12 protein-coding genes are annotated in these 11,569 nt (G+C 63.6%); all 12 read left to right on the top strand.

The genetic code is table 11. The annotated features are described in order from the left end of the window. Positions 1 to 51 precede the first annotated feature (51 nt). The 12 genes from MTX23_RS24380 to trbL all read left to right on the top strand — a co-directional run bounded on the left by MTX23_RS24380 (position 52) and on the right by trbL (position 11,503). Positions 52 to 1,353, top strand: coding sequence for an ABC transporter substrate-binding protein (locus MTX23_RS24380; protein ID WP_280978169.1), 1,302 nt, complete (start codon positions 52 to 54; stop codon positions 1,351 to 1,353). 84 nt (positions 1,354 to 1,437) lie between these two features. After that, positions 1,438 to 2,151 (top strand): ABC transporter ATP-binding protein, encoded by a 714-nt coding sequence (locus MTX23_RS24375; RefSeq protein WP_280972712.1) that lies wholly within the window; start codon positions 1,438 to 1,440, stop codon positions 2,149 to 2,151. Beyond that, positions 2,148 to 2,852 carry an ABC transporter ATP-binding protein gene (locus MTX23_RS24370; protein ID WP_280972711.1) on the top strand — a complete coding sequence of 235 codons (705 nt, stop codon included), beginning with the start codon at positions 2,148 to 2,150 and terminating at the stop codon, positions 2,850 to 2,852. The genes MTX23_RS24375 and MTX23_RS24370 overlap by 4 nt, the downstream gene beginning before the upstream one ends. Positions 2,853 to 2,859: 7 nt before the next feature. Continuing rightward, positions 2,860 to 3,726, top strand: coding sequence for a branched-chain amino acid ABC transporter permease (locus tag MTX23_RS24365; protein ID WP_280972710.1), 867 nt, complete (start codon positions 2,860 to 2,862; stop codon positions 3,724 to 3,726). Beyond that, positions 3,723 to 4,817 (top strand): branched-chain amino acid ABC transporter permease, encoded by a 1,095-nt coding sequence (locus tag MTX23_RS24360; RefSeq protein ID WP_280972709.1) that lies wholly within the window; start codon positions 3,723 to 3,725, stop codon positions 4,815 to 4,817. Before MTX23_RS24365 ends, MTX23_RS24360 begins: the two co-directional genes overlap by 4 nt. A 409-nt stretch (positions 4,818 to 5,226) precedes the next feature. Next, positions 5,227 to 6,141 (top strand): P-type conjugative transfer ATPase TrbB, encoded by a 915-nt coding sequence (gene trbB, locus MTX23_RS24355; protein ID WP_280978168.1) that lies wholly within the window; start codon positions 5,227 to 5,229, stop codon positions 6,139 to 6,141. A gap of 1 nt (position 6,142) precedes the next feature. Continuing rightward, a complete protein-coding gene (locus MTX23_RS24350; RefSeq protein ID WP_280972708.1) occupies positions 6,143 to 6,469 on the top strand; it encodes a TrbC/VirB2 family protein in 327 nt (108 codons plus the stop codon). Next, positions 6,469 to 6,732, top strand: coding sequence for a VirB3 family type IV secretion system protein (locus MTX23_RS24345; protein WP_092295110.1), 264 nt, complete (start codon positions 6,469 to 6,471; stop codon positions 6,730 to 6,732). Before MTX23_RS24350 ends, MTX23_RS24345 begins: the two co-directional genes overlap by 1 nt. A gap of 10 nt (positions 6,733 to 6,742) precedes the next feature. Then, positions 6,743 to 9,184, top strand: coding sequence for a conjugal transfer protein TrbE (gene trbE, locus MTX23_RS24340; RefSeq protein WP_280972707.1), 2,442 nt, complete (start codon positions 6,743 to 6,745; stop codon positions 9,182 to 9,184). Continuing rightward, positions 9,181 to 9,909, top strand: a complete 729-nt coding sequence (gene trbJ, locus MTX23_RS24335; protein ID WP_280972706.1) for a P-type conjugative transfer protein TrbJ — start codon at positions 9,181 to 9,183, stop codon at positions 9,907 to 9,909. Before trbE ends, trbJ begins: the two co-directional genes overlap by 4 nt. After that, positions 9,909 to 10,280, top strand: a complete 372-nt coding sequence (trbK-alt, locus tag MTX23_RS24330; protein WP_280972705.1) for a putative entry exclusion protein TrbK-alt — start codon at positions 9,909 to 9,911, stop codon at positions 10,278 to 10,280. The genes trbJ and trbK-alt overlap by 1 nt, the downstream gene beginning before the upstream one ends. Continuing rightward, complete coding sequence (trbL, locus tag MTX23_RS24325; RefSeq protein WP_280972704.1) at positions 10,277 to 11,503, top strand: P-type conjugative transfer protein TrbL; 1,227 nt, start codon at positions 10,277 to 10,279, stop codon at positions 11,501 to 11,503. Before trbK-alt ends, trbL begins: the two co-directional genes overlap by 4 nt. Positions 11,504 to 11,569: the final 66 nt, after the last annotated feature.

Raw genomic sequence — 11,569 nt, 5'->3', positions numbered from 1 at the left:
AACCGGCTCGCCTTAAGGGAGGGGAAAATGAGCAAGGACCACTTGAACACCATGTCTTTTGATCGCCGCCGGGTGCTGCAGGGTATCGCCGGTGGTTTTGCCGCCGCAGGGACGACGACGTTGTTCGCGCCGGCCGTGCGTGCGGCCAACAAGCCGATCAAGATCGGCTACGTCTCGCCGAAAAGCGGGCCGCTCGCCGCCTTCGCCGAAGCCGACGATTTCGTGCTCGGCGAATTCCGAAAATTCATCGAGGATGGCGTCAAGGTCGGATCGCAGACTTATCCGGTCGAGGTGGTGACCAAGGACAGCCAGTCGAACCCGAACCGCGCGGCCGAAGTCGCCAAGGAGCTGATCACCCGCGACAATGTCGGGCTGATCGTGGTCGGCGCGACGCCCGAGACCAACAATCCGGTGGCGACGCAGTGCGAGCTGGAGCAGGTGCCGTGCGTCTCCTCCGTCGCGCCATGGCAGACCAACTTCATCGGCCGCCAGACCAACCCGGCCGATCCCGAGAACTGGAAGCCGTTCGACTACACCTTCCACTACTTCTGGGGGCTCGAGGACGTGATCGGCGTCTTCACCAGCATGTGGAGCCAGGTCGCGACCAACAAATCGGTCGGCGCACTATTCCCGAACGATGCCGACGGCAACGCCTGGGGCGACACCACGATCGGCTTCCCGCCTGTCATGGCCAAGCAGGGTTTCAAGCTCACCGATCCCGGCCGCTTCCAGAATCTCACCGATGATTTCAGCTCACAGATCGCGGCATTTCGTGGTGCCGATGTCGAGATCATCACCGGCGTGATCATTCCGCCCGACTTCACCACATTCTGGAACCAGTCGCGGCAGAAGGGGCTGAAGCCGAAGGTCGTGTCGGTCGCAAAGGCACTGCTGTTCCCTGCATCGGTGCAGGCGCTCGGCAAAGGCGGCAACAACATCTCGACCGAAGTGTGGTGGACGCCGACGCATCCCTACAAGTCGAGCCTCAGCGGGGTCAGCGCGGCCGACCTCGCCAGGGGATATCAGCAGGCCTCCGGCAAGCAATGGACCCAGCCGATCGGCTTCGTGCATTCGCTGTTCGAGGTCGCGATCGATGCGATCAAGCGCTCCAGCGATCCGACCGATGCCGCGGCGCTCGCGAAGGCGATCGGAGCCACCAAGCTCGATACGATTGTGGGCCAGGTCGCGTTCGGCTCCAGTGCGGTACCGCCATTCGCCGCGAAGAACATCGCCAAGACGCCGCTGGTCGGTGGGCAATGGCGGCTCAACGGCGACAAATACGACATGGTGATCACGGACAACAAGTTGGCGCCGCAAATCCCGCTTGGTGGCGACATGCAGGCGTTAAGCTAGCGAACGCGCCTCGAACAGATTGTTCATCGGAGATGTGCGGTACCCCGCGCATCTCCTCCAAGCAAATGGATGCGGTGAGCGACCATGCTAGAACTCCATTCCGTCTCGAAGACGTTCGACGCCATCGTGGTCGCCGATGCCATCGATCTGACGCTTGCGCCCGGCGAGGCGCTCGGGGTGATCGGGCCCAACGGCGCCGGCAAGTCGACGCTGTTCAACCTGATCACCGGGCTGCTGCGTCCGAACTCGGGCCGCATCGTCCTCGATGGCGTCGACATCACGGGCCTGTCTCCCGAAGCGCGCTGCCGCGCCGGCATCGGACGCTCATTCCAGATCCCGCAGCCCTTCGACCACCTCTCGGTGTTCGAGAACCTTGCGGTCGCCGCGTTGTTCGGCGGCGGCCTCCCGGAGGCGGATGCGATCCAGCATTGCGGCCGGATGCTTGATCTGACTGGCCTCGAAGCCAAGGCCAATCGGCTTGCCGGCAGCCTGCCGCTGCTCGATCGCAAGCGGCTCGAGCTGGCGCGGGCGCTCGCCACCAAGCCGCGCACGCTGCTGCTCGACGAGATCGCAGGCGGCCTCACCGATGCCGAATGTCATGAACTGGTCGAGACCATCCGCACCATCCATGCCGAGGGCGTCGCCATCATCTGGATCGAGCATGTGGTGCACGCGCTGCTCGCGGTGGTGGAGCGGCTCGTCGTGCTGAACTTCGGCAAGGTGGTGGCGCAGGGCGTGCCGGCCGAGGTGATGCGCTCGCGCGAGGTCGAGACCATCTACATGGGAGTGCCGGCATGACCGCACTGCTCAACGTCTCCGCCCTCGATGCGTTCTATGGCGACTTCCAGGCGCTGTTCGGCATCGATTTCGAGCTGGATCAAGGCGAGGCGGTCGCGGTGATCGGCGCCAATGGTGCCGGCAAGTCGACCATGCTGAAGTCGCTGGCAGGTCTTGTGAAGAACCGCCCCGATGCCATTCGCCTCAGCGGGCGGGCGATCGGCGATGCGTCCGCCGCCAGCATCGTGCGGCTCGGCCTCGCGCTGGTTCCGGAGGGCCGACAATTGTTTCCCTCGCTCAGCGTCGAAGAGAATCTTTTGATCGGCGCTTGCGGCGGCGAACGAACCGCGCCGTGGGATCTAGCCGCGATCTACCGGATGTTTCCGGTGCTGAAGGAACGGCGGCGCGGTGCCGTCACGGCATTGTCGGGGGGCCAGCAGCAGATGGTGGCGATCGGTCGCGCGCTGATGTCCAACCCGTCGGTCCTGCTGTGCGATGAGATCAGCCTCGGCCTCGCGCCGATCGTGGTGGAGGACATCTACCGCATGCTGCCGCAAATTCGGGCCAGTGGCACCGCCGTCGTGCTGGTCGAGCAGGACATCGCCCGCGCGCTGCGGGCGGCGGATCGCTTCTACTGCCTGCAGGAGGGACGGGTGACGCTGAGCGGGCGACCGACGGATGTGGATCAGGACACGATCCGCGCGGCCTATTTCGGAGCATGAGGGAACGATGAGCGGATTCGACACCATCATCGAAGGCGTGCTGCTCGGCGGCGTCTATGCGCTGTTCGCGCTCGGCCTGTCGCTGATCTTCGGCATCATGCGCCTTGTCAATCTGGCGCATGGCGATCTGATCCTGCTTGCGGCCTATCTGGTGCTCAGCGCGACCACAGCGCTTGGCCTGCCGCTTGCAGTCGCATCCCTGCTGGTCGTCACGACGATGTTCGTGCTCGGCTTCGTGCTGCAGCGGCTGGTGCTGGAGCGGGTGCTCGGCGACGACATCCTGCCGCCGCTGCTCGTCACCTTCGGCCTGTCAATCGTGATCCAGAACGGGCTGCTGCTCGGCTATGGCGCTGACAGCCGCCGGCTGCAGGCCGGCGCCTTCGAATCCTCATCCGTGACGCTGGCCTCGGGCCTGAGTGTCGGACTGGCGCCGCTGACGGCGCTGGTGACGGCGATTGCTGCCGTCGCGCTGCTTCAGCTCGTCTTCTATCGCACCTCGCTCGGCCGCGCCTTCCGCGCCACCGCCGATAATCCCGCGATCGCGCAATTGATGGGCGTCAATGAGCGCAATGTCTACGCCATCGCGGTCGGGCTCTCGCTCGCGGTGTCGGTGATTGCTGCGATCGTGTTCGGCATCCGCGCCAGCTTCGATCCGTCGATCGGGCCGGCGCGGCTGCTCTATGCGTTCGAAGCCGTGATCATTGGCGGTCTCGGCAGCCTGTGGGGGACGCTGGCGGGCGGCATCGTGCTTGGGCTCGCGCAGGCGATCGGGGCGCGGATCAATCCGGAATGGCAGATCCTGGCCGGCCATCTCACCTTCCTTGCCGTGCTGATGGTGCGGCCACGCGGTCTCTTCCCGGCGAGGCGGACATGAGCGTCGAAAGCATTCGTATCCCGGCAGGCCGGGAGCAACGCGCGGCAGATGTTCCGGTGTGGCAGATCCGGGTCGGCACGCGGTTGTCGCGCATTGCGGCCGTGGTCGGCATTGCGCTGGTCGTGGCGCTTGCCGCGCTGCCCGCGATCGCGTCGCGCAACCTGATCCAGGACCTGATCTTCGTCTTCACCATGCTTACGCTGGCACAGCTCTGGAACGTGCTGACCGGGTGGGGCGGGCTGGTGTCGGTCGGACAGCAGGCGTTTGTCGGGCTCGGCGCCTATGCGCTGTTTGCCGGCATCGTGATGGCTGGTCTCGATCCCGTTGCGGCGATCCCGCTGGCCGGGCTGTTTGCGGCGCTGATCGCGGCGGTGCTCGGGCCGCTGCTGTTCCGGCTGGAGGGGCCTCATTTCGCGATCGGCAGCTGGGTTGCCGCCGAGGCGCTGCGGCTGATCAGCGCGCAGTTCAAGTCGCTCGGCGGCGGCACCGGAATGTCGATCTCGCCCAGCGAGCTCTCACAGATGTTCGGTCTGAAGGCGGTGCAGGCGCTGCTCGGCCTGCGTCCGGCGGCCGCACGCGACGTGCTGGTCTACTGGCTGGCGCTGTTGCTGGCCGTGCTGGTCACGCTCGGCATCTACGCCTTCATGCGCTCGCGCCTAGGCCTTGCGCTGGCGGCCAGCCGTGACAATGCGGCGGCGGCGCGCAGCGTTGGCGTCCGCACCACGCGGATTCGCCATGTGTTGTGGATTGCGGTTGCCTTCGCCACCGGCATGGTCGGCGCCCTGGTCTATCTGCAGAAGGCGCGAATTTCGCCTGACGCCGCCTTCAGCGTCACCGACTGGACCGCCTATGTGATCTTCATCGTTGTCATCGGGGGCGTGCGCACGATCGAAGGCCCGATGGTCGGCGTGCTCCTGCTCTGGGGGCTCGTCACCTATCTCGCCATGTATGGCAGTCTTTATCTGGTCGCGCTCGGCGCCCTCGCCATCCTGATCATGCTGTTCATGCCGAGGGGCGTGTGGGGCGCGGCAGCTCGACGTTGGCAATTGCAGCTATTTCCGACACAGCGCTGGCTCGGCCGCAGCGGGTAGTCCGGTCCAATCCAATGCCGTTATGACCAACCTTGTGCAGGGCATCCTCGTCCACATCGCGATGGCAGGAGTCGTCACCCGGCTCGGCAAATACGATACGCGAGCGCGGCCAGTCGGCCTTGCCAGAGGACGCGCTCGATCAGGCGTCCGAAAGGACTGATGATCGGGTCTTCACGTCAGTCTGCGGGACGTTGTCGGCACTTGACCATTGAGTAAGCGTCAAAGATCCATCTGCATCTTTCTTTTTCTACGCCGGTCTACGATCACGGAAAGCGGTTGTTGCGCCAAGTCAATTGGTGCTTTTTCTAATCATCCCCATCTGAGGGCCCTCTGTGGACGCCCTCATTCGGTGGGGGCGACGGTGGCAATCCATTCCTTTCAATCGGAAGCGAATTCGCGCGGTGCGCGAATGCTGCGGAGCGCGCTTGGCACAGCGATTGCCGGCTACCTCGAAGATGAAGCAATCATCGAGGTGATGCTCAACCCGGATGGGCGGCTGTGGATCGATCGGTTGTCGAATGGCCTGATCGACACAGGCGAAACTCTGTCCGCAGCGGATGGCGAGCGCATTGTTCGCCTGGTAGCGCATCACGTAGGCGCCGAGGTGCATGCGGGCGCGCCACGGGTCTCGGCCGAACTGCCCGGGACCGGCGAGCGATTCGAGGGTCTGTTGCCTCCGGTCGTGGCCGCTCCGGCCTTCGCGATCCGCAAACCCGCGGTCGCCGTGTTTACGCTCGACGACTACGTCGCCAGGGAGATCATGACCTCGGAGCAGGCCAGGATCCTGAAGTGTGCGGTCGCCGCTCGTAAGAACATCCTTGTCGCGGGTGGGACATCGACCGGCAAGACAACGTTGACGAATGCGCTATTGGCCGAGGTAGCAAAGACCTCCGATCGGGTCGTGCTGATCGAAGATACACGCGAACTCCAATGCAAGGCGCCCAATCTCGTGGCGCTAAGAACCAAAGATGGCGTGGCTACGCTGTCGGACCTGGTTCGCTCCTCGCTGCGGCTGCGTCCTGACCGCATTCCGGTCGGCGAGGTTCGCGGTGCCGAAGCACTCGATCTGCTCAAGGCCTGGGGCACCGGCCACCCCGGCGGCATCGGCACCATTCATGCGGGCAGCGCGCTCGGCGCACTGCGGCGGCTTGAGCAACTCATCCAGGAAGCCGTCATCACGGTTCCGCGCGCCCTGATTGCCGAGACCATCAACCTCGTCGCCGTCCTTGCAGGCCGCGGCGCCGACCGTCGCCTCGCCGAGCTCGCCCTCGTCGCGGGGCTTGGTGCCGCCGGCGACTACAGCCTTTCATCAGCAGGAGACTGACATGCGTCTAGAATTTCGCGTTCCTCGACAAGCCGCATCGCTGGCCGTTTCCGGTTCAGTTCTCTTGGTGACGTCTCCAACATGGGCCGCTGGCTCGAACATGCCGTGGGAGCAGCCACTCAATCAGATTCTGCAGTCGGTTGAGGGGCCGGTCGCCAAGATCATCGCCGTCATCATCATCGTAGTGACCGGGCTCACGCTCGCGTTCGGGGATTCGTCAGGCGGTTTCCGCAGGCTGATCCAGATCGTGTTCGGTTTGTCGATCGCGTTTGCCGCCTCGAGTTTCTTCCTGTCGTTCTTCTCCTTCGGTGGCGGCGTGGTGATCTGATGGATGAGCCGGTCACAGGTTTTGTCGTGCCCGTTCACCGCGCACTCACTGAGCCGATTCTGATGGGCGGCGCGCCGCGGTCGGTAGCGATTGTCAACGGCACGCTTGCGGCGGCCCTTGGACTTGGATTGCGGCTGTGGATCGCGGGTCTCGTCCTCTGGTTCATCGGCCACATGGCCGCCGTCTGGGCCGCCAAGCGCGATCCCGCCTTTGTCGATGTGGTGCGCCGGCATCTGCGTATTCCCGGTCATCTCAACACCTGAGCTCTCGGTCATGATGAATCTCGCCGAATATCGCCATTCCAACGCTCGTCTCGCCGACTTCCTGCCTTGGGCAGCCCTGGTCGACGAGGGAATCATCCTGAACAAGGACGGCTCGTTCCAACGGACGTCGAAGTTCCGGGGGCCTGACCTCGATAGTGCGGTGCCGGCTGAACTTGTCGCCGTCGCCGGCCGTTTGAACAACGCCCTGCGTCGTCTCGGATCAGGTTGGGCCGTATTTGTTGAGGCGCAGCGGCATTCTGCGGGTGTTTATCCGCCGAACACCTTTCCGGATGTCGCGTCTGCGCTGGTCGACGCCGAGCGCAAGGCGCAGTTCGAGGAGGCGGGCGCCCACTATGAGTCCAGCTATTTCCTGACCTTCCTCTACCTGCCTCCCGAGGAGGGGGCCGCCAGGACGGAGCGACTGCTCTACGAGGGCCGCGATCGTACCATTGGGGCCGACGCGCGCGAGGTGCTGCGCGGGTTCATCGATCAAACCGACCGCGTACTGCATCTCGTCGAAGGGTTCATGCCGGAATGTGCCTGGCTCGATGATCAGGACACGCTGACCTACCTGCATTCGACGATCTCAACGAAGCGTCATCGGGTGCACGTTCCCGAGATCCCGATGTACATCGATGCGCTGTTGGCCGACCAGCCGCTGACCGGCGGGCTGGAGCCGATGTTGGGTTCAGCCAATCTTCGGGTTCTGACGATTGTCGGCTTCCCGGGCACGACGACCCCTGGAATCCTGGATGACCTGAATCGCCTGGCATTTCCCTATCGCTGGTCAACCCGCGCGATCATGCTCGACAAAACCGATGCCACCAAGCTGCTGACCAAAATCCGCCGCCAGTGGTTCGCGAAGAGAAAATCCATCGGCGCCATTCTCAAGGAGGTCATGACCAACGAGGTGTCGACGCTGCTCGATACCGACGCCCATAACAAGGCGATCGACGCCGACGCGGCGCTGCAGGAACTGGGATCGGATCAGATCGGAGAAGCCTTTGTCACGGCGACTGTCACCGTGTGGGACAGCGATCCCCATGCTGCCGATGAAAAGCTCCGTCTGGTCGAGAAGGTCATTCAGGGCCGCGATTTCACCTGCATGATCGAGACGGTGAACGCCGTCGAAGCCTGGCTCGGCAGTCTGCCCGGGCACGTCTACGCCAACGTGCGGCAGCCGCCAATTTCGACCCTCAATCTCGCCCACATGATTCCCATGTCGGCCGTCTGGGCGGGCGAGGCGAGGGATCTGCACTTCAAGGGTCCGCCACTCCTGTTTGGCAGGACCGAGGGATCGACTCCATTCCGGTTCTCCCTCCACGTTGGCGACGTCGGCCACACCCTCGTGGTAGGACCGACCGGCGCTGGCAAATCCGTGTTGCTGGCGCTGATGGCGTTGCAATTCAGGCGTTACCCGAATTCTCAAGTCTTTGCGTTCGATTTCGGCGGTTCGATCCGGGCGGCCGCACTGGCCATGGATGGCGACTGGCACGATTTGGGCGGTGCCTTGTCCGACGGGGGCGAAAACCCCGTTGCCCTGCAGCCGCTGGCCTGGATTGATGATCCTTCCGAGCGCGGATGGGCCACGGAATGGATCGGCGCGATCCTGGCGCGGGAAAAGATCGAGATCACCCCGGAGGTGAAGGATCATCTGTGGTCGGCGCTAACGTCTCTCGCCTCGGCGCCGATGCAGGAACGTACCCTCACGGGCCTGTCTGTCCTGCTGCAATCGAACTCCCTGAAACGTGCCCTGCAACCCTTTTGCCTGGGTGGTCCGTCCGGACGCCTGCTTGATGCCGAATTCGAGCGCCTTGGCGAGGCCTCGGTCCAGGCGTTCGAGACCGAAGGGTTGATCGGAACGAGCGCCGCCCCGGCCGTGCTGGCGTACCTCTTCCATCGTATCGGGGATCGTCTCGATGGCCGGCCGACACTCCTTATTGTCGATGAGGGGTGGCTTGCCCTCGACGATGAGGATTTTGCCGGACAGCTCCGGGAATGGCTGAAGACGCTTCGTAAGAAGAACGCGTCCGTCATCTTCGCCACCCAGTCGCTCTCGGACATCGATGGTTCCGCGATCGCACCGGCTATCATCGAAAGCTGTCCAACGCGATTGCTGCTGCCGAACGAACGGGCGATCGAACCGCAGATCACTGCCATCTACCGCCGTTTCGGCCTCAATGACCGCCAGATCGAGCTTCTGAGCCGGGCAACGCCAAAGCGCGACTACTATTGCCAGTCTCGTCGCGGCAACCGGATGTTCGAACTTGGCCTTGGTGAGGTTGCGCTCGCATTCACCGCAGCCTCTTCCAAGACAGACCAGGCCGCCATCACACAACTCATCGCCGAACTTGGACCCGATGGCTTCGTGCCCGCCTGGCTCCACCACCGTGGCGTCGCCTGGGCGACAGACCTGATCCCCAATCTCGTCAATCTGGAGAAATCGCTATGAGACCTCTTGGCCTACTGGCGACCACGGCCGCATTCGCGCTGGTGCTTGGCGTTACAGTGCCCGCACGGGCGTTGATCGTCTTTGATCCGAACAACTACGTCCAGAATGTCCTAACGGCCGCGCGGGAACTCCAGCAGATCAATAATCAGATCACCTCGTTGCAGAACGAGGCGCAGATGCTGATCAATCAGGCAAAGAATTTGGCGAACCTGCCGTATTCGTCGCTGCAGCAACTGCAATCATCGATCCAGCGCACCCAGCAATTACTGGCCCAGGCCCAGCGCATTGCCTACGACGTGCAGCAGATCGATCATGCCTTCTCGACAAGCTACGCGCCAGCGACCAGCAGCCAGTCGAACCAGTTGCTGATCTCCAACGCTCAATCGCGATGGCAGAATTCCTATGCCGCGACGCAAGACGCGCTTCGTGTCCAGGCCGGCATCATTGGCAACCTCGACACCAATCGCATCCAGATGTCTGCCCTCGTAACCTCGAGCCAAAGTGCCACTGGCGCCTTGCAGGCAACTCAGGCCGGCAACCAGATCCTCGCGCTTCAAGCCCAACAACTTGCCGATCTCACAGCGGCCGCGGCGGCGCAGGGCAGGGCGCAGAGCCTCGAAGCGGCTCAGCGCGCCTCGGCTCAGGATCAGGGGCGAGAGCAACTCAGGCGTTTCCTGACACCTGGACAGGGCTATCAATCCTCCAATGTGCAGATGTTCCACTGATGACCGACGTAAGGGCATTCAAGGCGCTGTCGCTGCTTACTACAATCGGCCTAGTGGCCGTCGCGGCCTGCACGATTCAGCTGCGTGGCCGAGACGAATCTGGGTCGGCGCCGAAGGCGGAGCAGAGGAACGATGCAGCCAACGCCGACCTCGTACACTGCCGCGGCGTCACTCCGGAGGAGACGGCGGGTTATCGTCACTGCCAGCAGATTTGGGCTGAAAACCGCCGTCGCTTCTTTGGCAAGAAAGGTGGTGCCGCTGCTCCTGGCCACGGCGATTCCGCCGCCGGCGTGGCGCTCGCTCCAAAGGATCAAAGTCGGATCCCGCAGGAATCTCCGAACCTGGCGACACCTGAGGCGAGCAAGCCATGACTGGTACGGGGATCATTGACCACTTCCTTGAAACGTTCACCCGTTACATCGATAACGGCTTCGGCCTGCTCGGTAGCGACGTTGGATATCTGGCAACGATCCTTGCCGCGATCGACATCACGCTCGCCGCGTTGTTCTGGAGTTGGGGAACGGATGAGGACATCATCGCGCGCCTCGTCAAGAAGACGCTCTTCGTGGGCGTCTTCGCTTACCTCATCGGTAACTGGAATGGCCTGGCGCGCATCGTCTTCGAAAGCTTTGCCGGTCTCGGGCTGAAAGCATCCGGCACAAGCCTGTCCGCATCCGACTTCCTTAGACCGGGAAAGATCGCCCAAGTCGGCCTCGATGCCGGCCGACCGCTACTCGATTCGATCTCGAACCTGATGGGCTACATCAGCTTCTTCGAAAACTTCGTACAGATCGTTGTTCTCCTGTTCGCATGGGTCGTGGTGCTACTCGCCTTCTTCATTTTGGCGATCCAGCTCTTTGTCACCCTGATCGAGTTCAAGCTCACAACGCTGGCCGGCTTCGTGCTCATTCCCTTTGGGTTGTTTGGCAAGACAGCCTTTGCGGCGGAGCGGGTGTTGGGCAACGTCATATCCTCCGGAATCAAGGTCCTGGTCCTGGCCGTCATCGTCGGCATCGGCTCGACCCTGTTCTCGCAATTCACCACTGGATTCGGCGGCGCACAGCCGACCATTGAAGACGCGATGACGCTGGTGCTCGCGGCGCTCTCCTTACTGGGTCTCGGTATCTTCGGTCCGGGTATTGCGAACGGCCTTGTGTCAGGCGGACCGCAGCTCGGCGCTGGCGCTGCGATTGGAACAGGCCTTGCTGCCGGCGGCATTGCAGCGGCAGGCGCAGGTCTTGCTGCCGGCGGTGCTGGTCTCGCTGGCGGCGCGATTGCAGGCGCGGCGCGCGGTGGCGGCGCTGTCGTGAGCGGAGCATCAGCCGCCTATCGAAGCGGCAGCCTTGCTGGCGCCGCGGACGCTGGCGCCTCGGCCGTCATGAGTCCTTTGCGTCGAGCAGCAGCTGCCTTCGGAGGTGGGCAAGCGGGCGAGCAGGCTGCGAGCACCTCGGCCGAAGGGCAGCCCGATTGGGCGCGCCGCATGAAGCGTGCCCAGACCATTCGGCACGGCGCGTCGGCAGCCGGCCACGCGGTCCGCTCAGGGGATCATGGCGGCAGCGGTTCCTCCGTCGATTTGTCCGAAGGGGAGCGCTGACACGCGGCCACTGCACTTTCGCCACCCGCCACGCGGCGGCACCTCAAACCCGGACACCACACGGCT

The sequence above is a fragment of the Bradyrhizobium sp. ISRA436 genome, assembly GCF_029910015.1.
GTDB lineage: Bacteria > Pseudomonadota > Alphaproteobacteria > Rhizobiales > Xanthobacteraceae > Bradyrhizobium.
Note: the sequence above shows the minus strand (reverse complement) of the source record. Positions and strands in the feature narration are given on the sequence as shown.